The sequence below is a fragment of the Acinetobacter sp. NCu2D-2 genome, assembly GCF_001647675.1.
GTDB lineage: Bacteria > Pseudomonadota > Gammaproteobacteria > Pseudomonadales > Moraxellaceae > Acinetobacter.
In genome coordinates this window covers 1,696,876-1,715,953 of the sequence record NZ_CP015594.1, presented here as the reverse complement: position 1 = coordinate 1,715,953, position 19,078 = coordinate 1,696,876, and the positions used below count along the sequence as shown (strand labels likewise).

Annotated in this window: 20 protein-coding genes; 5 read left to right on the top strand and 15 right to left on the bottom strand. The window is 40.3% G+C overall.

The annotated features are described in order from the left end of the window. Positions 1–4: 4 nt before the first annotated feature. Positions 5–2,434: a CSLREA domain-containing protein gene (locus A3K93_RS08200; protein WP_067730614.1), complete on the top strand. Its 2,430-nt coding sequence runs from the start codon at positions 5–7 to the stop codon at positions 2,432–2,434. Between the two features lie 51 nt (positions 2,435–2,485). Here A3K93_RS08200 and A3K93_RS08195 read toward each other — a convergent pair whose 3' ends face one another. The 5 genes from A3K93_RS08195 to A3K93_RS08175 all read right to left on the bottom strand — a co-directional run bounded on the left by A3K93_RS08195 (position 2,486) and on the right by A3K93_RS08175 (position 5,772). After that, the gene (locus A3K93_RS08195; protein ID WP_067730613.1) at positions 2,486–2,884 is read right to left on the bottom strand and encodes a DUF3106 domain-containing protein; all 399 of its coding nucleotides are present in this window, start codon (positions 2,882–2,884) and stop codon (positions 2,486–2,488) included. Further along, complete coding sequence (locus A3K93_RS08190; RefSeq protein ID WP_067730612.1) at positions 2,874–3,191, bottom strand: hypothetical protein; 318 nt, start codon at positions 3,189–3,191, stop codon at positions 2,874–2,876. The genes A3K93_RS08195 and A3K93_RS08190 overlap by 11 nt, the downstream gene beginning before the upstream one ends. Continuing rightward, positions 3,188–3,802, bottom strand: a complete 615-nt coding sequence (locus tag A3K93_RS08185; RefSeq protein WP_067730611.1) for an RNA polymerase sigma factor — start codon at positions 3,800–3,802, stop codon at positions 3,188–3,190. Before A3K93_RS08185 ends, A3K93_RS08190 begins: the two co-directional genes overlap by 4 nt. 167 nt (positions 3,803–3,969) lie before the next feature. Continuing rightward, entirely contained in the window at positions 3,970–4,746 is a 777-nt protein-coding gene (locus A3K93_RS08180; RefSeq protein WP_067730610.1) for a TrmH family RNA methyltransferase, read from the bottom strand. Between the two features lie 51 nt (positions 4,747–4,797). Beyond that, the gene (locus A3K93_RS08175; protein WP_067730608.1) at positions 4,798–5,772 is read right to left on the bottom strand and encodes a class 1 fructose-bisphosphatase; all 975 of its coding nucleotides are present in this window, start codon (positions 5,770–5,772) and stop codon (positions 4,798–4,800) included. A gap of 180 nt (positions 5,773–5,952) precedes the next feature. Between A3K93_RS08175 and A3K93_RS08170 the strand changes: the two genes are divergently transcribed. After that, positions 5,953–6,141 carry an NF038105 family protein gene (locus A3K93_RS08170; RefSeq protein ID WP_067730606.1) on the top strand — a complete coding sequence of 63 codons (189 nt, stop codon included), beginning with the start codon at positions 5,953–5,955 and terminating at the stop codon, positions 6,139–6,141. A 52-nt stretch (positions 6,142–6,193) separates the two neighbouring features. Here the strand turns inward: A3K93_RS08170 and pal are convergent, their stop codons facing one another. From pal to A3K93_RS08135, 7 genes are all read right to left on the bottom strand, one after another. Beyond that, positions 6,194–6,763 carry a peptidoglycan-associated lipoprotein Pal gene (gene pal / locus A3K93_RS08165; protein WP_067730604.1) on the bottom strand — a complete coding sequence of 190 codons (570 nt, stop codon included), beginning with the start codon at positions 6,761–6,763 and terminating at the stop codon, positions 6,194–6,196. Between the two features lie 42 nt (positions 6,764–6,805). Continuing rightward, positions 6,806–8,089 (bottom strand): Tol-Pal system beta propeller repeat protein TolB, encoded by a 1,284-nt coding sequence (tolB, locus tag A3K93_RS08160; protein WP_171255098.1) that lies wholly within the window; start codon positions 8,087–8,089, stop codon positions 6,806–6,808. 201 nt (positions 8,090–8,290) lie between these two features. Next, positions 8,291–9,535, bottom strand: coding sequence for a cell envelope integrity protein TolA (gene tolA / locus A3K93_RS08155; RefSeq protein ID WP_067730600.1), 1,245 nt, complete (start codon positions 9,533–9,535; stop codon positions 8,291–8,293). A gap of 3 nt (positions 9,536–9,538) precedes the next feature. Then, the gene (gene tolR, locus A3K93_RS08150) at positions 9,539–9,988 is read right to left on the bottom strand and encodes a protein TolR (RefSeq protein WP_067730598.1); all 450 of its coding nucleotides are present in this window, start codon (positions 9,986–9,988) and stop codon (positions 9,539–9,541) included. Beyond that, the gene (tolQ, locus tag A3K93_RS08145) at positions 9,988–10,686 is read right to left on the bottom strand and encodes a protein TolQ (protein WP_067730596.1); all 699 of its coding nucleotides are present in this window, start codon (positions 10,684–10,686) and stop codon (positions 9,988–9,990) included. The genes tolR and tolQ overlap by 1 nt, the downstream gene beginning before the upstream one ends. Before the next feature lie 27 nt (positions 10,687–10,713). Beyond that, positions 10,714–11,121, bottom strand: a complete 408-nt coding sequence (gene ybgC / locus A3K93_RS08140) for a tol-pal system-associated acyl-CoA thioesterase (RefSeq protein WP_067730594.1) — start codon at positions 11,119–11,121, stop codon at positions 10,714–10,716. 266 nt (positions 11,122–11,387) lie between these two features. Further along, on the bottom strand, positions 11,388–11,780 hold the full coding sequence (locus tag A3K93_RS08135; protein ID WP_067730592.1) for a hypothetical protein: 393 nt from the start codon (positions 11,778–11,780) through the stop codon (positions 11,388–11,390). 417 nt (positions 11,781–12,197) lie between these two features. On the opposite strand from A3K93_RS08135, the gene A3K93_RS08130 reads away from it, so the two are divergent. Together A3K93_RS08130 and A3K93_RS08125 are read left to right on the top strand one after the other, a co-directional pair. Further along, a complete protein-coding gene (locus A3K93_RS08130; RefSeq protein WP_067731709.1) occupies positions 12,198–13,427 on the top strand; it encodes an acetamidase/formamidase family protein in 1,230 nt (409 codons plus the stop codon). Between the two features lie 258 nt (positions 13,428–13,685). Then, the gene (locus A3K93_RS08125; protein ID WP_067730590.1) at positions 13,686–14,366 is read left to right on the top strand and encodes a hypothetical protein; all 681 of its coding nucleotides are present in this window, start codon (positions 13,686–13,688) and stop codon (positions 14,364–14,366) included. A 13-nt stretch (positions 14,367–14,379) separates the two neighbouring features. Here the strand turns inward: A3K93_RS08125 and ruvB are convergent, their stop codons facing one another. The 3 genes from ruvB to A3K93_RS08110 all read right to left on the bottom strand — a co-directional run bounded on the left by ruvB (position 14,380) and on the right by A3K93_RS08110 (position 17,675). Beyond that, complete coding sequence (gene ruvB, locus A3K93_RS08120; RefSeq protein WP_067731708.1) at positions 14,380–15,387, bottom strand: Holliday junction branch migration DNA helicase RuvB; 1,008 nt, start codon at positions 15,385–15,387, stop codon at positions 14,380–14,382. 235 nt (positions 15,388–15,622) lie between these two features. Beyond that, positions 15,623–16,225, bottom strand: coding sequence for a Holliday junction branch migration protein RuvA (ruvA, locus tag A3K93_RS08115; RefSeq protein WP_067730588.1), 603 nt, complete (start codon positions 16,223–16,225; stop codon positions 15,623–15,625). 109 nt (positions 16,226–16,334) lie between these two features. Then, on the bottom strand, positions 16,335–17,675 hold the full coding sequence (locus tag A3K93_RS08110; protein ID WP_067730586.1) for a deoxyguanosinetriphosphate triphosphohydrolase: 1,341 nt from the start codon (positions 17,673–17,675) through the stop codon (positions 16,335–16,337). A 187-nt stretch (positions 17,676–17,862) separates the two neighbouring features. Here A3K93_RS08110 and A3K93_RS08105 point away from each other — a divergent pair, with 187 nt between their 5' ends. After that, positions 17,863–18,879, top strand: coding sequence for a M20/M25/M40 family metallo-hydrolase (locus A3K93_RS08105; RefSeq protein WP_067731707.1), 1,017 nt, complete (start codon positions 17,863–17,865; stop codon positions 18,877–18,879). Positions 18,880–19,078: the final 199 nt, after the last annotated feature.

Genomic DNA, 19,078 nt, shown 5'->3' with positions numbered 1-19,078 from the left:
GCACATGAAAATTTATAAAAAGGGAATCGTTGTAGCCACAATTTTATCGACATTTTCTCTAATGGCTGCTGAAAGTAAAGTGATTCAAGTGACCACACTGGACGATGAGGATGGTACAAACCCAAGTCAATGTTCTTTACGCGAAGCGATCCGTACCGCATATGACAACAAAGGGTATGGTGGTTGTAATGTAGGTAACAAGTTGAATGGTCAAAAAGATTATATTCAACTTAAAGAAGGTGTTTATAAACTTGATAAGGGTGAACTGGTACCACGCTCACATGTCATTTTATATGGTGAATTACCCTATGATCAAAATGAAAAAGATGAACTGACAGGCGAGTACCCAAAACAAACTGCGCTTAAAACCATTATTGATGCAAATTTTAATTCAAGATTATTTAATACCTCACAGACGAAGGCTAATCTCGAAATCAATAATATTGAACTTAGAAATGGTAAAGTGATCTCAGCGACACCACAACAAGCCAATGGTGGTGCATTCTTTATTGGTGGGTCTGTAAGTCTCTATAACTCAGCTATTTTAAATTCAGAAGCTGGGAATAGAGGAGGAGCCATTTACTTTGCTGGAAGTGATCAGAACATTTCAGCTTCTATTTATAAAACCCGAATTCAATCGAATAAAGCAAAAAATGGTAGTGTTTGGGACATGGAGTGTAAGAATAAACTTATTCCTGTCACCTCACCCTTAAGTATTAATCAGAGTAGTATCGTTGAAAACGGTGACTCAAACAGTTTAAGTATGATTAATATCTGTGGGTCATCAAGTATTGATATCTCTACCAGTACAATAGCCCGTAATATTGCTGATTCAACAAATGGTGTGATTATTCGTCATTTTAATGATGCAAATCATCCCTTAGAAGTTGGCAATACGTTGACTTTGTCGAGCAATACCATTGTTGAAAATAATGCAGCAGTGACATATTGGTACGATTATTTGGGAACAAAAATTTTAAGTTCTAATATCCTTGCTTTTAATACAGGGAAAAATTGTAAATATACACCTAAACAAATTACAAGAACTATTGAAGAAAGTAATGAAGATGACACGCCTGCTGAAGAAAAAATTGCACTCGTTACATTAAATAATGCATTTGCTGCTGATTGTGATATTCCTGCGAGTTCAAATACCGAAACTTCTAAGAATAAAATCTTAGCGGCAAATGCAAATATGCAAAACTATCTATCTAATTATTATCCAGCATCCGCACTAAATTTACATCTGCCTTTATATTATCCGAAAGGTGAGCTTGTGAATGCTGGCCATCAAGCATGTAGTGCAGTTGATCAACGAGGGTTTGAGCGATTAACAGTATCTAAACTTGTTTTAGATCCAAATTCTGAAAACACCTGTGATATTGGTGCGGTTGAGTTAATGAAATTAACCGCATCAGATATTGTTGATCTTAAGAACACACCGTATCGCTCATTAATTGAATATTATGAGCAAAACATTACTGAACTTAAGGCAATGCAAGATAATCCTGCGAATAAATCTAGTCTGTTACAGATTCAGGCAGAACTAAAAGATTTTGAAGCATTGCTAGCCAAAACTAAACAATACAATAAATACCGCGCGATTTATATTGATCCATTTGCTTTAGCTTTGCCAAAAGAAGAAGAGACGAGTAATGGTGAATTAAAACTTAAAGCGCTGAACACTGAAAACTATAAAATTGAGGTTTCAGCCAAAGGTGTGGGAACATTAAAAACAGAAGGTGAGAATCCTTACGACACTGAATTAGATCCTGTACAGCGCTGTGAATGGATTCCTGAACTTAAACGTATTATGTTCTATCGTACAGATGGTTCACTGACTGAGGTTGGAAAAACTGAGCTGTGTGAATATAAGATTACAGAACAGAATGCTGGTACAGAGCCTAAGACGTCCGCAGGTGTATTGTCAGCATCGTTTGTAAATATCGCACCTGTGGCAAAAACCGATGTCTATATACTTCATCCTGAAAATGATCTGAGTGTGACAGTCAACCCACTTGAAAATGATTATGACGATGATGGGGAAAATACGACGACCGCAGATGGGACTGTTCGACCTCAATATTATAAGAATCGTGATGGTTCTGAGACACCAATTCGTATTGAATCAATTAGCTCAGGCTTAACCATGTCAGCGGAACGTACAGGTTTATGTCCAGATACACACTTACGTGAAACCTGTTATGGTGGAAAACTGACTTTTGCAGCAAAAAATAATCTCAGTCAGTTTGATTATCAAGTGACCTATAATTATTTTGATGCGGATGGTGCAATGTCTAATACTGCAACAATTCAATTAAAGAACAGTGCGAAAAACACCAATACCAGCTCAGGTGGAGGTGCATTTGGAGTGTTTGGTTTGCTTAGTTTGGTGGGTTTAGCTGCTTACCGTTCAAGAAGAATATATAAATAAGTGAAAAGAAAAGCCTCTGTAAACAGAGGCTTTTTTATCGGCTATAAATATTTAGAATTTAGCTTCAGTGATATATTTATTAATATATTCGGCACGAATAGTCGGTCTTTCCTCAGGACTGGCTTTTTGCATACGATTTGCAAGTTCACGACGTTCATGCGTACTCATTTTTTGCCAAGTTTCGCGCATTTTTTGTTTTTCTTCATCGGGAAGTTGCGTAAACCAATCCATACGTTGTTGAAGATTAGCACGTTCACTTGCAGGAAGCTCTTTTAATGCTTGGTATTTCTGAATGAGAGCAAGCTGTTCACTTTCACTTAATGTATTCCAAGTATCATTCACTTGTGTATTGGCATCTTTAGAAAAAATCCAAAAACGATCAAATCCAGCAAAACTTGTTTGCAAGAAACCAACCGCACAAAATGCGAGCACTAATTTTTTAGCTGCCATGTGGAACTTTATCCTCACCTAAAACCATGAGCATTTCTAAGTCTTCCACCATTTGTGGTGATAATTTTGGTGTTGAAACCACTTGAGTCTGTGGTTCGTCATGTGTACCGATATTAGGTAAGACAACCACACCTGCAATAGCAGCTGCCAATGCAAAACCTGACATTTTTAAGAAAGCAAAATGCGAATGTTTCTGTGCATGAATTTCTTCAAGCACATGATTCATTACGATGGGTTTGCCTTTGTGTTGCTGAGCCATTCCATCGAGTTCTTGTGTCACGTGTTTTAAAAAATCATCATGATTCATTCGGATGATCCTCCCATAAAGGGGTCTAAATGTGCCAATGCTTGACGTAAACCTTGTATGGCACGGTGATAATGAGTTTTTACACTACCTTCACTGCATTGCATGATTTGAGCGGTGGTTTGGGTATCAAAACCTTCCCAAGCTCGAAGCATAAATGCTTGCTGCTGGCGTTGTGGTAAGGAGGCAATCGCAGCTTGAATTTCTTCGGCTGTTACAGCTTGATGAAGGAATTCAAGTGGAGATGGTGTTGATTCATCAATTACATGATCGAGTTCATCACTATCGTCATCAAGCTGTACTTTTCTGAAAAATGAAAAAGGTTGAGCTCGACGTGCTTCTTTACGACGCCAATCTTGTAATTTGTGATTTAAAATGGTGTAGAACAGGGGATACCACTCTTCGGTACTTTTATCTGCATAGGACTTATGTAATGAGATAAAAGCCTCTTGGACAAGGTCCATGGCAATGCCTTGCTGACCTTGGGTCGCACTTTCCATCATGACCAATGCACGTCCAGTGACATCTTGCATGAAATTCTTCAGGCGCGACTCAGCCGTACTTCTCAAAGTACTCGAATCTTGCGAATGAAGCTTTTTCGGTGCTAAATCCATAGAGATGGAAAATCCTGTCATTGGATACCCACCATTATTTCCAAATTCATATGATATATAACGATGGAAATAATGGTTTGGTTGACATTAAACCTTATTATTTTTGTAGTTTAATCTATTTTGGAGGGATTAAACCTAGATTTAAACATTTGTAACTGAAAGGCTGTTTAAACGCGCTGACGAACCATTTCAAAGAAACAAATTGAGCCTGCTACAGCCACATTCAGTGACTCTTGACCACCAGGTTGAGGGATTGTCACAGCTTCAGCATGTTCTAATGCATAATCAGAAACACCTTGACCTTCGTTACCTAAGATCCAAACACTGGCTTTCTTTAAGTCTTTGCTATACAGACTTTCCGAACGGTGTGAGCTGGTTACATAAACTGGAATTTTGAATTTAGGCAGTACATCTTCAAGGTTGATATTTTCAAAGCATTGAAGTGAGAAGTGCGCGCCCATACCTGCACGTAATACACGTGGAGACCACAATGATGCAGAACCTTTGGTACAGATAATTTGATCGATACCCGCAGCTGCAGCAGAGCGTAATAATGTACCGACATTACCTGGGTCTTGAACATTCTCTAGAATTAAAGTGTCGGCTTTAAAATCTACAGCTTCACGATTGGTTGGAATATCCACAATTGCCATACAGGCAATCGATGTTCCTAAAGTACTAATATCTTTGTATAACGATTCGCTGATGACAAAAACCACACCGGTGTATTTATTCAGGATGGTTTCATAATCAGGATGTGAAAGTGCATGTTCTGTGGTGAAAATAGAATTAATTTTCTTATTTTCATGGAGCCATGCAAGACACAAATGTGTGCCTTCAAGTATGGTTTGTCCTTGTTTTTTACGATATGTATTTTGTTCAATCAAACCACGTAAATGTTTAATTTTCGGGTTGTCTTTTGATTCAAGGAAAATGGTTGGCATGGGAGATAAATTCCACGACAGTCAGCGAATTGCCGACTGCCGTTATAAAAATTAGTTATGGTAGCTAGTTACAAGATCAACTTCGTTTTTAGAACCGATGATCACAGGAACACGTTGGTGTAATTCTGAAGGTTGAATCTCAAGAATACGTACACGACCTGTAGTAGAAGCACCGCCAGCTTGTTCCATCAACATACTCATTGGGTTTGCTTCATACATTAAACGTAGACGACCTGCTTTTTTAGGATCTTTTGTATCGTATGGATACATGAAGATACCGCTACGGCAAAGAATACGATGAATATCGCCTACCATACATGCAACCCAACGCATATTGAAGTCTTTACCACGTGAACCTGTTTTACCAGCAAGAAGTTCTTCAACATAGCGTTGAACAGGAGCTTCCCAGTGACGTTGATTTGATGCATTGATTGCATATTCTTTGGTATCGGCAGCAACTTGAATCGCATCTTTAGTCAAAATGAATTCTTGAGTTTCTGGATCAAAAGTAAAGAAGACAACACCAGCACCTACAGTTAATGCCAACATGGTTGATGGGCCATACAACACATAGCCTGCTGCTGCTTGGTTAACACCCGGTTGCATAAAGTCTTCAGCTTGAGTCACTGCATTTTTTGCAGGTAAAATCGAGAAAATTGTACCGACGCACATGTTGATATCGATGTTACTTGAACCATCAAGTGGGTCAAATAACACAAGGAAATCACCATTTTCTTGAGCAGGGGTAAATTCATCCAATTCTTCTGAAGCCAAACCACCCACATGTGGATGTACTTTCAAAGCATCAATTAAATAGTCATTTGAAATAACATCTAATTTCTTTTGTTCTTCACCTTGAACGTTTTCGTGTTGAGCACTTCCTAGAACACCCGCCAACGCACCTTTTTGCAGTAATTTATCAATTGACTTACAAGTGTTGGCAATTGTTTCAATTACTTGTGCAAGTTCAGGTGTTAAATTCCCACTTTTTTGTTGTAAAAACTGGGAAAGGCTAAGGTTTGACATATCAGGAAAACTCCGATTAAAAATTTATCAGAACGATAAAAATAACATTGCCGACTATTTTAGATGAGAACGCAGTAAAAGAAAAATTAAACTACATTATTTGTTTTGATTTTGCCCTTGCAACTTGTACAGAAACTGCTATGTTAAATTTAAGAGGGACAATAAAACGGAGCACCAATAATGACAACTTTGAAATTTGACGCGACTCCAACAGCAGGCGAATCAATCACTGTAGATGATATTTCCGAGGACAAAATGAGAGAGGCTTGGAAAGATTATGAAGCAAAGCCTGAATATAAAAAATTCAACAAACACGATTTGATTGAATCGATGAATCCGAATGTAAATGAACCAACCTCAAAATCTTAAATCATAAGCGCATAAAAAAAGCACTCAGTTGAGTGCTTTTTTTATATGGGAATTATTTCAACAGTGGTGGAACTGCTTCATAGTTGATTTCGACGCGGCGGTTTTCTTTCCATGCGCTTTCATCATGACCTGCATTTACAGGCATTTCTTTACCGTAGCTCACAGCTTCAAGTTGATTTGCATTTACACCTGAAGTGACAAGGAAGCTTTCAACTGCTTTTGCGCGACGTTCACCCAAAGCCATGTTGTATTCGCGCGTACCACGTTCATCAGTATGACCTGTAAGCGCAACACGTGAATTGGCATTTGCCATTAAGAACTGTGCATGTGCCTGAAGCGTACGTAAATCATCATTGCTTAACTCGGTGCTGTCATAGTCGAAATGCACCACACGTTTTGCAAGGAACTCTTTATTTTCAGCAGTGACACCACGAGATGAAGCACCTGCAAGGTTTTGTGCGCTTAGTGCAGCATCTTCACTTAGGCCTTGGGTATTAACCGTTGTAGTTGTACCTGCAAGATCACCTGTTTGCACTTGTGCAGCAGGTTTACGGCTTGCACAGCCTGTCATAGCGACAGCAACTGCTAATAGTGGTAGTGCGAATAATTGTACTTTTTTCATCTTCCTCTCCATGAAGGTTGATTTGATTTATGAAAATTTTGTTTATTTTGGTGCCCAAGCGGGTTCACGTACTTCGCCTTGCTCACTTGGTAAGTTCATGCGGAAGCGACCATCTAAAGACATGATGGATAACAACCCACGATTAGCTTCACGTGTCGCATATACCACCATTTGTCCATTTGGTGAGAAGCTTGGTGATTCATCCAAACTTGTTGGTGTCAGAATATTCGTCACACCTGAGTTTATATCATGGACAGCAACTTTGTAATTACTGCCACTTGGACGATGAACAAGGGCTAACTTTTTACCATCTGCACTTAATGTACCACGTGCATTAAATGCACCGCGGAAAGTTAAACGTTTATTAGTGCCATTGGCAAAATCATAGCGGTAAATTTGTGGTGAACCACCACGGTCAGAGGTATAAATAAATGATTTACCATCTGGTGCATAACGCGCTTCAGTATCAATGGCTGAATCATTGGTTAAACGCTCGAGTTGACGCGTTTCCAAGTTCATTTGATAAATTTCAGGATTGCCATGCATGGAAGCTGTAAACAGCATACTTTTGCCATCTGGTGAGAAACTTGGTGCGCCGTTTAAACCACGGAAGCTAGCTAATTTTTCACGTTGACCTGTTGAAAGGTCTTGGAGGTAAATCGCAGGGCGCTTGGTTTCAAATGACACATAAGCAATTTTCTTGGCATCTGGTGTCCAAGCAGGGGATAAAATTGGATCACGTGAGGTCAGAATCGTTTTCGGTTGTTCGCCATCAGTGTCAGCAATTTGTAAGGTATAGCGCTGTTCAGGTGTTGCTGGATTACGTAGTACATACGCAATACGGCCACTAAAGTCACCTTGAATGCCCGTTAATGCGTGATAAATTGCATCACTGATCATATGCGCTGCTTGGCGGGTACGATTTGCAGGAACAGTGAGAAGTTCATTTAATAAATATTGTTTTTTCTCGACATCGTACAATTGATATTGAACAGCAAGACTTCCATCTGCATTGGCTTTCGATGTCCCTGTTACGACATAAGGGACACCGGCAGTTGCCCAAGCCGCGGCATTGGGATTATCCAAACTTGCTGTTGCAGGCAAGTTTTTTGAGCTACTTGTGAATTTACCTGAACGATTCAAGTCATTTTCTATAATAGGATAAATGCTTTGATCTTGGCTGAATGGAATAATCGCAATTTTAGGTGCAGATTCTGGTGCTTTGGTAATTTCAAGATGCAGCTGAGCATGTGTTTGCGTTACAAACGCTGCGCCTAGAGCGCTGATGATTGCAAGGCTGAGTAAGTGTTTACGTGTTTTTTCCATCATTCGTTATATACTCAAATCAACGGATTTATTGTGAATATGCTTGTTCTACATGATCGCATGATTTTGCCTGAATAGAAGCACGCAATCGACAGGAAACTGTTATTAGTCTGTGAAAAATGAAGATTATTTTATCAATTTAAACTGAAGTTTATCTTAAAAAGTAAAAGCCATAACAAATTATTTGTTATGGCTTTTCTCTTATTGTGCCTTGAACGTTGAAGTCAACGAGCGAGCTTGTCGTCGCGCTTCAGGGTCTGAAGGCATCGGATATGGTGCTGCCGCACGAATAGCCGCTTCGATGCTGGCTTTCATATCGGGATCGCTAGAGTTCACTACAGCCGAACGCACACTACCATCATCATTGAGCTGAATACGTGCAGTAGCGGTTTTACCTGAGGAACCACTTGGTGTATCCCAAGCACGGCGGATTTTGTTTTCAAAATCACGTTTTGCAGTGGATGCAATACGCTTGGACTCAGCTTGTTTTTGTGCAGCTTCCTCAGCAGCTTGACGTGCAGAAGAGGCACGAGCTTCCTCGGCAGCACGTTCACGAGCTTCAGCATCTGCTTTGGCTTTCGCTTCTGCGGCAGCTTTGCGTTTTGCTTCAGCATCCGCCGCTTTTTGTTTAGCTAATGCATCAGCCTTGGCCTTAGCATCGTGTTCAGCCTTCGCTTTTGCCGCGGCATCCGCTTTGGCTTTGGCATCATGTTCTGCTTTCGCTTTTGCAGCATCTGCTTTGGCTTTGGCATCTTGAGCAGCTTTGGCTTTAGCTGCATCAGCAGCTTGTTTTTGCTGAGCTGCAGCTTTGGCTTTTGCTTCTGCAGCCGCTTTTTCCTGTGCCACTTTTTGCTTTTGCTGTTCAGCACGTTTTAAAGCATCTGCTTTTAATTTTGCTGCCTGAGCATCTGCTGCTGCTTGTTCAGCTTTTTTACGTGCAGCATCCGCTTTGGCTTGTGCAGCCTGCTTAGATTTAGCATCTGCCTGAGCGGCCTCAGCTTTTGCCTGTGCAGCGGCTTCAGCAGCCTGACGTTGTTTTTCTGCCAGTCGGGCTTGTTCAGCAGCTTGTCGTTCTGCTTTTTCTTGAGCAGCTTTAGCTTCTTGAGCCGCTTTCTGCGTATCAATTTGTGGTTTTACAGGAGCAGCAGGTGGGGGCGTTACTGGCGTTGCTGTTGGTACCGCAGGTGCATCAATGACAGGTGTTGCCGTTTGCGTGATTTCAGTGGCGATATTTTCATGTGCCGTTTCTGTAAACTCAGTTTCTTCACGCGTCACAGGTTTCAAATCTTCAGGTTTGATTAAAACCGTTTTGATTTGTTTAGGTGGTTCAGGTGGTTTACTCATACCAAGATAAAGTAATCCCACCAAAGCAACCACATGCACACCGATGGTAAACCCGATGGCAATTGCTTTTTGCTTAAACGGTGGTTTGTTAAATTCTTTCATAAACTACTTTAATGGCTCAGTCAGTAAGCCTACCTGAGTTAAACCGGCATCCTGTAATTCAGACATCAGTGCAATGACATCACCATAAGGGCGTGTATTGTGACCACGAATGACCACTTGCATCTCTTTATTGTTGGCTTTTGCTTGTGTTTGCGCTTCAGTCAAAATTTGTTTAAGAGCAGCAAGTTCTAAAGGCTCAGCTTTGTGTTCTTTATATTCAAGAAAATATTGACCATTTTCATCTAAAGTCACCATGGCAGGGGCATCTTTAGATTCCATTGGTGCACCATTGGCTTGAGGTAAATCAACCTTGATGCCACTGGTAATCATGGGTGCAGTCACCATGAAGATTACTAAAAGTACGAGCATGACATCGATATAAGGCACGACGTTCATTTCACTTTTTAGTGGCTTTTTTATACGCTCAAAGCGACCAGAACGTTGAATTGCCATTAGTCATTGTCCTGTGTATTGCCGACAGACTGACGTTGTAACAGTGCAATCATTTCTTCTGCAAATAAAGCACGATCAGAATAGAGCGCTTCACTTTTAGCGGTGTAATGGTTAAATGCAAGTACAGCAGGAATGGCAGCGAATAGACCAATAGCGGTTGCAATCAATGCTTCGGCAATACCCGGTGCAACAGTCGCTAAAGTCACTTGGTCAACATCAGATAAACCAATGAACGCATTCATAATGCCCCAAACGGTACCGAATAGACCCACGTAAGGTGCCACAGAGCCGATGCTCGCCAATGTACCTAAACCATTCTCAAGCTGGCTTTGGTCACGACTTAAACCTACACGTAAGATACGTTCCGTACCTTCAATGGTTTGTTCAGTAGAAGCATGACGTTTTTTTAATTTTAAAAATTCGCCTAGACCTCGATAAAAAATATCTTCAAGACCGCGACGTTTAGAGTTTAGCTGTGCGTTGTTATAAAGCGTATTGAGTTCAGCACCAGACCAGAAGATTTTTTGAAAGTGTTCATCTTCCGCCTGTGCTTTTTTATAACTCATGCATAACTTGGCAATCAGATACCAACTCAACATCGATGCCAGCAGTAAAATCAGCATGACCAATTGAACGACCGGACTAGCTTGTAAAATAAGATCTGAAATATGAAGTGTTGTTTCTAACTGAGTTGCCATAGTTGTTACATGTGCCAAATAATTTTTTTAGTTGGATTCTAACTCTTTCTGAATTAGTTCGCGTATTTCATCGGGTAGGCGACGTGGTTTCATATCTGCACTGATACATGCCAATTCAACCTCACCGGATGCAAGCATGATTTCACCACGATAAATATTTTGTTGCAATACAAATGATGAGGCTTTCAATGAAACGACACTTGCAGTGACGGTAATTAGATCATCCATCATGATAGGTCGTGAATATTTCACGTTAATTTTATGTACAACAAAATTGTAGTCTTTTTGATGCCAATAGTGGCTGATGCCTGATGCGCGAAGCCATTCAGTTCGTGTACGTTCCATAAATCGAATATGATTGGCATGATAAACGATGCCGCCTGCATCAGTATCTTCGATATATACACGAATGTTGAATTCGAATTTATTCGCCATGAGGTGTTCCATTTTGCAATCTAGAGAATTGGACTAGACAGTTACACCGCGCTAGTGCATTGAAAAATGACTAAAATCGGGTAGTGAGTCAAGTGCTGTCATGCGGGGAAGTTTAGCACTCTAAGAAATGACTCCAATGGCACAACCTTTCAAAAAGCCTGTCAGAGATGCGTTTGGGGATTTTTTAAATTATCGGGATTAACCTCGACTGTTTTAATTCATTACAACAGCATGTAGTAAAAACAAAAAAAGCAGTTTAAATCGGATTAAACTGCTTTGCATGCGACAGGATGATTTTCATTATTGCCTTCAAAATAGATACTTTGAGTACTGCGATTAATCGAAAGAACATAGGTTTTTTTAGGATCTGGATAATCACGATCCTGCCAACGCACATCATTCAATTTTAAAATTAACTGCGCATTTTGATTGGTCACCATAGCTTGACCACGCCAACAGGCTTGATTGGTACAGATACTGACATTCTTTTGTCCTTGTACGCTTATGGTAAGGCGATCTAAATGGGCAGGGCCTTTGCCACGACATTGTTGATTTTGACACAGATCTTGCAGTACCGCATTTCCGCATTCCCAAACATCTTTTGCGGAAGAGTTCATCGCGAGTAAAGCTATACAAGCACTGAATAATAGATGTTTCATGGCGGTACCCTCTTAATTATTCGCAAGTGTTATTTATGTTGTATCTAGGGCGATGCGATTGTATTTATAGTGATGAAGTTGCTCGCAAATGCACTATTTTGATACCTCATCATTTAATTTTGATCAAATGACGACTTAGTTCACATTTATTAATTTAGATTGTGATTTATGTTTATTCAATGCGGTTTGATATGTGAATTGTGGTCGATGCGTAAAGAGATAAGAGAGTTCTTTAAGTAAATGTAAAAGTGCCCGAATCTATGGCGAAAATATTTTGAGGAAATGAGTTTTTATAATATGTGAATATTCATTCTTTATTTTTTGTTTCATCAATATGCGCATTGGCATAAGAAAAAAGTTTTTGGCATTGTTATTGCTTCCATATAAGAACTATTCAAAATCATGGAATTTGAGCATATGTTAAAACCTTTAGCTCTGTCTCTCGCTGTTGCAGCCAGCTTTTCTTTTATTTCTGCAAATGCCTCAGCTGAAGATTTTAAAATCCTAAAACAGCTTGAAAACAAACCAACCTTACTCAAAAGTGGGGATTATAAAGGTCATTATTATGTGCCAAGTACACTAAATACAATTACTTGGGGCTATCTACCTAATAAAGATGCAAAACCTGTATTAACGATTCCAGCAGGTAGCACGATTACATTTGATACAGTTTCACATGAAGGTTTACTAGAAGATCAAGGGCGTGATGCTGAAAAATATTTCACTTCACAAGGAGTTAAAGCTGAACATATTTTACCTGAAGCAAAACTTATTACAGGCTCAAAGCTCAAGCATGATTTCCATAAAGATGGTCCACACATTATTACAGGTCCAGTCTATGTCGAAGGTGCGATGCCGGGTGATATTTTAAAAGTTGAGATTTTAAAGGTTGAGCCTCGCGTGCCCTACGGTGTGATCTCAAATCGTCATGGTAAAGGTACATTGCCTGAGTTCCCAAAGCGTCAAAAACATGATCATGCATCACCGTCAAATCCAGAAGCCTATGGCAATGTTTCGGTGTTTACACCTATTGAGAAAAATGCGGATGGCGTATGGGAAGGAGTATTGAAAACAGAATCAGGTAAAGCGATTCGTTTCCCACTCAATCCATTCATGGGAACGATGGGTGTTGCACCAAATACGAGCGATGCTGTGCATTCTGTTCCACCATCATTCTATGGCGGCAACATTGATATTAATGATTTAACTGCAGGTGCAACAGCTTATTATCCTGTGCAAGTACCGGGTGCGTTGTTCTATACAGGCGATAGTCACTTTGTACAAGGTGATGGCGAAGTTGCGTTAACCGCGCTTGAAGGTTCTGCGCGTGCGACCTTTAAAATTTTAGTATTAAAAGCTGGTCGTGACAAAATTCCGGGCAAATCATTAACTCAGCCATTGGGTGAAAATGATGAGTTTTGGATTACACCGGGCTTGGATGAAGACCTTGACGAAGCAATGCGTAAATCGACCCGTGAAGCCATTCGTTTCCTTGTAGATGAGTATGGTATTTCAGAGGAAATTGCGTACGCTTACTTAAGTGCTGCGACTGATTTTGAAGTGTCTCAAGTGGTCGATAAAACCAAAGGTATTCACGCCATGATTCGTAAAGCGGACTTTAAAGAGTTTAAGGACGAAGCGAAATAAAAACGATAAATAGTTAGAAAAATAAATTTGTGCTTTTGCCAACTGATTCAGGTATGGTCAGTTGGCTTTTTCTTTTGTAATAGCCTGAAAATTTTTAGAATATGGTGAATAAATAATCGATTTAAAAATAAGAAAGAGGATACTGTGGCAGAGCAAAATAACAATGACATGATGATTCAATTGCCGTGGACTGTGCCACAGCAACCTTTATAACTCACTCATGTTGGAGTTGATCCTAATACAAAAATTCCATTGGATGTGAATGTTAGTTCGACTGATTGGATTGCTGTCGGTGCTATAGCTTTGTCGCTCCTAGCATTCTTTGTGACGATTCATGTTGTCAAACAATCAACAAAAAGTCAGATTAAAGTAAATAGAGAATTGATAAATAGTCACAAAGATTCTTTTGAAAAAGAATTAGCATTTAAAAACAAACAGGTTATCACTCAAAACTTTATTCAATACGCTTCAAAATTCATTAGTGGGCAAGCCAATCTTATTTTAAAACTTCGAGATTTTAAGGTGTTTTACGGGAGTATCAGTAACAAGGAAAAATTGGATCGAACTACACATGTGGGGCAGATCTATCAAGAATTAAGAGATATCTCAAATCAAGTTTTGCAAGATTACCATGTATTAGAGCTATTTTTACTGACTAAAGGTCGTTCGATTGTCAATTTGGAAATGAAAAATATATTATTTTTTCAATTTTTATGGAGATATCTAGAGATTTTATTAGACCAGCCTGAATCAGAATCATGGTTAAAAAAAGAGAATCAAACCATTATTGAGCTATTAGAATATAGTGAGTTTCAAAAATTAGGAAATGATCTTAAAAAGATTATAGGCGAAGATAATATTACAATTTATTTGCTGTTAAATGAGCTAAATAGACAGATTAGCAAATTAATCCAAGCTGAAATAAAAAAAGCAGCCTAAGCTGCTTTTGAAATCATTTTTCTTTCGGTTCAGGCGGTGTCATCCCAAACTGTAAATACGCCATATTGGTGGCAATACGACCACGTGCAGTCCGCATCACATAACCTTGCTGAATCAAATAGGGCTCAATCACATCTTCAAGCGTACCAGAATCTTCCGCCATCGCAGCTGCTAATGCTTCAACACCCGCAGGACCACCATCAAAACGTTCAAGCAGCATCGACAAATAACGACGGTCAAGCGTATCTAAGCCATCTTTATCCACGTTGAGCATATCAAGCGCACGTTGCGCCATCTCTTGAGTGACTTCGCCTGTACCTTTGACTTGCGCGTAGTCACGTACACGACGTAACAAACGATTGGCAATACGCGGCGTACCACGCGAACGACGGGCAATTTCACGTGCGCCATCTTCGGTCATGGGTACATCCATGAGATTCGCTGAACGGGTCACAATGTGGGTCAGGTCATCGACTGAATAGAACTCTAAACGCTGTACAATCCCAAAACGGTCACGTAGTGGAGAGGTCAATAGACCTGCTCGTGTGGTTGCTGCCACCAAAGTAAATGGCGGTAAATCGAGTTTAATCGAACGTGCTGCAGGACCTTCACCAATCATGATATCAAGTTGATAATCTTCCATTGCAGGATAGAGAATCTCTTCAATCACAGGCGAAAGACGGTGAATTTCATCAATAAATAAAACATCGCCTTCTTCTAAATTGGTGAGCATGGCAGCCAAATCACCGGCACGTTCAAGCACAGGACCAGACGTCGATTTTAAATTACCGCCCATTTCACGCGCGATAATATTGGCCAGAGTGGTTTTACCCAAACCCGGTGGACCAAAAATAAGCGTATGATCGAGTGCTTCACCACGACCTCGTGCAGCACCAATAAAGATTTCCATTTGTTCACGGACAACCGGTTGACCGACATAGTCATCGAGTGAAGTCGGGCGAATGGCACGATCAAAATGATCTTCGGGTTTTTCAGAACCACTGATAAGACGGTCTTGCATATCTATTAACTTAATCTCTTTATCGAAGCTGTTTGATGCTGTGAAAACAGCCTCAAATAATGATCTGTGTTTGGCTGCCATTGTGTAGGCGTTGTCTTACTTTTGAAAGATCAAAAGTAACAAAAATCTTTTGTTGAGTTGAAGGTACGTCCTGTACCTCAACTCAACTAGCGACATCCATGTCGCTAAAGCTCGAGCAAATTTTAGATTGAAAATTTGCTCATAGGTAAATTGCTTATCTATTCATCGATTTTAATGCCGCGCGGATAATGTCACTCGCTTCAGTGTAATCTGCTTTTACTGCATTAATCAGTTTTTGCGCTTCTGCCGGCTTATAACCTAAAGATTGAAGTGCAGCTTCAGCTTCAGCCACTGCAGAATTGCCTGTAAATTGAATTTGCTCAGTCGTTGAATTGCTTGGTACAGCACCTGATGCCATCGCTTTAAAGCGGTCACGTAATTCAATCATTAAGCGTTCAGCCGTTTTCTTGCCGACACCCGGAACTTTGACCAAGGTATTCACATCTTCATGTTCAACCGTATGAATAAGCATATCTACACTTAACGTAGACAAAATACCCAAAGCCATTTTAGGTCCAACACCGTTGACTTTCAGTAAGGTACGGAAAATGGTTTTTTCCTGCTGATTTAAAAATCCATACAGCAACTGCGCATCTTCACGAACCGCCAAATGTGTCCAAAGCGTGATTTTTTGCCCTTTTTGTAGTTGGCAGAAAGTGGTGAGCGGGGTATCAATCTCGTAACCCACACCATTCACATTAAGTAATACAGTCGGTGCTTCTAAAGCAAGCACTTCACCAATCAGGCATCCAATCATTTAAATTTTTACTCTAATTTAATCGGGGCATGTCACAAGAAAAAGTATTAGTCACATGCATATCTATCATTTTGCTTGAGTTTATCATCAAAACTCGAGCGAGAATGGCTTAAATTAAACCAGACTTATTGCCTTGTAACTCTTGCGAGAGGTTATAGGCTTGATGGTCGGAAAACTTCGAAACAATATCGAGCACTTGCATAATATTGTCATAGTGATCTGCGCCAAAATGTGAACCAGAGCGCTGTAAAATGGCCATTAAACGCTGCTCTTTAAAGCTCAAGTTTTTATGCGGTGTGGTCAGTGGAATAAAAGCATCTAAAATATTTTGCAGACATTGGTGCGCAATAATCTCAAGACCAGCTTTTTGTGGGTGTTCAAAGATCTTGTCACGGGCCAATTCTTTGGCACGGTTAATTCCAGCTTCCACATCCGGACTGCAATAGGCCAACAAAGAGCCTTGCAATTGACCCATGAGGATTTCTTGCTGATGTCGTGCGAAGGCAGTCGTGACTTCATCTACAATTCGTTTCATCACCCGACCACGCAGTGCAGCAATTTTTTGCTGCCACGTTGACAATGGCATCTGTAATTCTTCAGGAATACCGTAATCGCCAATTAAATTTAGGAAGATTGGTTCAACTTCTTCATAGCTCAGCATGTTTAGACTGATGCCGTCTTCTAAATCAATCAGGGCATAGCAAATGTCATCGGCTGCTTCGAGCAAGTAGGTGAGTGGATGACGACAATAGTGATAATCACCCAGTTGCAGCAAACCAAGCTGTTCAGCAATTTGCTTTAAAATCTCTTTTTCTGACTGGTAACAGCCAAACTTTGCCCGTTTATTGGCAGGCGTGTCACCCTGTGATGCAATCGTTTTAGATAGCCATGGGTACTTTAAGTAAGCTCCTAAGGTTGCGTAAGTCAGGCGCATTCCACCGTCATCCGGATGATAATCAATACGGGTTAGTAAGCGTAAACCTTGGGCATTGCCTTCAAATTGGCGTACATCGGCTTCTTGCTCAGGACTTAAATCTTTTAAAAAGTCGGTATGTGAGGCATCGTCAAACCATTCACGAATGGCATACTCACCGGCATGACCAAAAGGCGGGTTGCCAATATCGTGCGCAAGGCAAGCGGCCTGAATAATTGCACCGACATCGGCAGGGGAAATCCATGCCGGTAAATCATCTTTAATTTTTTCAGCCGCCAGCATGCCTAAAGAACGCCCAATACAAGACACCTCTAAAGAATGGGTCAGGCGGGTATGAATACCATCATGCTGCGTGAGGGGATGCACTTGAGTTTTACGATTCAGCTGGCGAAAACTTTGCGAAAAAATAATTCGGTCGTAGTCCTTGTGAAAAGGGCTACGTGCCAGTTCAGTATTTTGTTTTTTACTGCCAATTCGTAAAGTCGAGAGCAGATCAAGCCAGCGCATCGTATTCATTGTTATTTACCTTCTTTGTTCAAGGCTATGATGCCAAATCTCAGTTTGAAAATATATGTACTTGCGACATAAGTTGCCGTTTTAAATGAGGGTCGAAATAGAAGAAAGATCGTTACTGAAATGCACTATCTCGCACATGGCTCAATCTCTTAATATGAAACAAATAGAGAAAAACGTGGAAGTCATGATGCATATAAAAGTTGGGGTTGGAACCTTATTAATGTTGGCATTGGGAATTGGTGTATCAGGCTGTACGACAGAACCGATGCAGCAAGATCTCACTATGGCACAGCAATTGGCGGTGCGAGATGGCCATCCTATAATGAAGCATTTATATATCTTACAAGCCATTGCTCAAGAAAATGGTGGAAATCGTGCCGTGGGAACAGCAGGTGGGCAAGCAACAGCTAAATACATCCTAGATGAAGCGAAAAAAGCTGAATTGACTGCGCAGATGCTTCCCTTTGAAAACCGCAATAAAATAGTGGGGCAAAACATCATTGTAGAAATTCAGGGACAATCTAAAAACACCGCGATTATCGTTGGTGGACATTATGATTCAGTGAAAATGGGGCCGGGCATTAATGACAACGGTTCAGGTGTCGCCGTACTTTTAGAGTTGATGCATCACTATGCTAAGACCAAGCCGAAACATACGGTATATCTTGCATTTTGGGATTCTGAAGAGGATGGCATAGGCGGCTCAAAAGACTTTGTCAGTCAATTGACTGAAACACAGCTCAAAGGCATTCAGGCGTATATCAATATCGATATGGTCGGTACAAAAAATCCAACCATTCAAATCGCGGATGGTGACCATTCTTCCATTGATGACATGGAAAAAATGCTCAAAGCACGTGGTATGAAAGAGGCTGAATATAAGCCGCTAACAGATGGCTTACGTAAGATACCAAAACATGCAGGCGATTTAGCCTTAGAACAACAGATGAAAGCATTCTTTAAAACCAAAGGCATTGAGGTGAAAGAGGATGTTTCGACCTTGGCCGCAAGTGATACCGCGCCATTTTTAGGCAAGGTACCAGTGACGTCTTTAATTTTATTTAATGAGCAAATGAAAGGGGATGAACTTGAATTTGCACCGTGTTATCACAAAGCGTGTGACACGATTGAGTTAATTGATCCGAAATCTTTGCAGCTTTCTTTGGAAGCAGTGAAAGATTTAATGGATCATCTAAACCAATAGAACTGCAGGTTGAAGTGTCTAAATTTTCAAGATGATCCTGATTGGGCTTGTTGTTGAAAAATAATACAATTTTTAAGAGGTTGAGAAAACTTAACAAGATTTGTTTTTTATCTAGAAAAATGTGATAACCTAGCCGACTACGTTCAATTTTTTTGACTGAAAATAAACGTATTATTTTAAAAAAGCTGACTCATAAGCG

Bases quoted from the DNA above. Each gene is read 5' to 3' on its own strand.
- A3K93_RS08105 (WP_067731707.1), top strand. From the start codon at position 17,863: ATGCATATAAAAGTTGGGGTTGGAACCTTATTAATGTTGGCATTGGGA.
- pal (WP_067730604.1), bottom strand. From the start codon at position 6,763: ATGAAAAAAGTACAATTATTCGCACTACCACTATTAGCAGTTGCTGTC.
- A3K93_RS08185 (WP_067730611.1), bottom strand. From the start codon at position 3,802: ATGGATTTAGCACCGAAAAAGCTTCATTCGCAAGATTCGAGTACTTTG.
- ruvA (WP_067730588.1), bottom strand. From the start codon at position 16,225: ATGATTGGATGCCTGATTGGTGAAGTGCTTGCTTTAGAAGCACCGACT.
- tolB (WP_171255098.1), bottom strand. From the start codon at position 8,089: ATGGAAAAAACACGTAAACACTTACTCAGCCTTGCAATCATCAGCGCT.
- A3K93_RS08135 (WP_067730592.1), bottom strand. From the start codon at position 11,780: ATGAAACATCTATTATTCAGTGCTTGTATAGCTTTACTCGCGATGAAC.
- A3K93_RS08110 (WP_067730586.1), bottom strand. From the start codon at position 17,675: ATGAATACGATGCGCTGGCTTGATCTGCTCTCGACTTTACGAATTGGC.
- A3K93_RS08195 (WP_067730613.1), bottom strand. From the start codon at position 2,884: ATGGCAGCTAAAAAATTAGTGCTCGCATTTTGTGCGGTTGGTTTCTTG.
- A3K93_RS08180 (WP_067730610.1), bottom strand. From the start codon at position 4,746: ATGCCAACCATTTTCCTTGAATCAAAAGACAACCCGAAAATTAAACAT.
- ybgC (WP_067730594.1), bottom strand. From the start codon at position 11,121: ATGGCGAATAAATTCGAATTCAACATTCGTGTATATATCGAAGATACT.
- A3K93_RS08170 (WP_067730606.1), top strand. From the start codon at position 5,953: ATGACAACTTTGAAATTTGACGCGACTCCAACAGCAGGCGAATCAATC.
- ruvB (WP_067731708.1), bottom strand. From the start codon at position 15,387: ATGCAAGACCGTCTTATCAGTGGTTCTGAAAAACCCGAAGATCATTTT.
- A3K93_RS08175 (WP_067730608.1), bottom strand. From the start codon at position 5,772: ATGTCAAACCTTAGCCTTTCCCAGTTTTTACAACAAAAAAGTGGGAAT.
- tolQ (WP_067730596.1), bottom strand. From the start codon at position 10,686: ATGGCAACTCAGTTAGAAACAACACTTCATATTTCAGATCTTATTTTA.
- A3K93_RS08200 (WP_067730614.1), top strand. From the start codon at position 5: ATGAAAATTTATAAAAAGGGAATCGTTGTAGCCACAATTTTATCGACA.
- A3K93_RS08190 (WP_067730612.1), bottom strand. From the start codon at position 3,191: ATGAATCATGATGATTTTTTAAAACACGTGACACAAGAACTCGATGGA.
- A3K93_RS08130 (WP_067731709.1), top strand. From the start codon at position 12,198: ATGTTAAAACCTTTAGCTCTGTCTCTCGCTGTTGCAGCCAGCTTTTCT.
- tolA (WP_067730600.1), bottom strand. From the start codon at position 9,535: ATGAAAGAATTTAACAAACCACCGTTTAAGCAAAAAGCAATTGCCATC.
- tolR (WP_067730598.1), bottom strand. From the start codon at position 9,988: ATGGCAATTCAACGTTCTGGTCGCTTTGAGCGTATAAAAAAGCCACTA.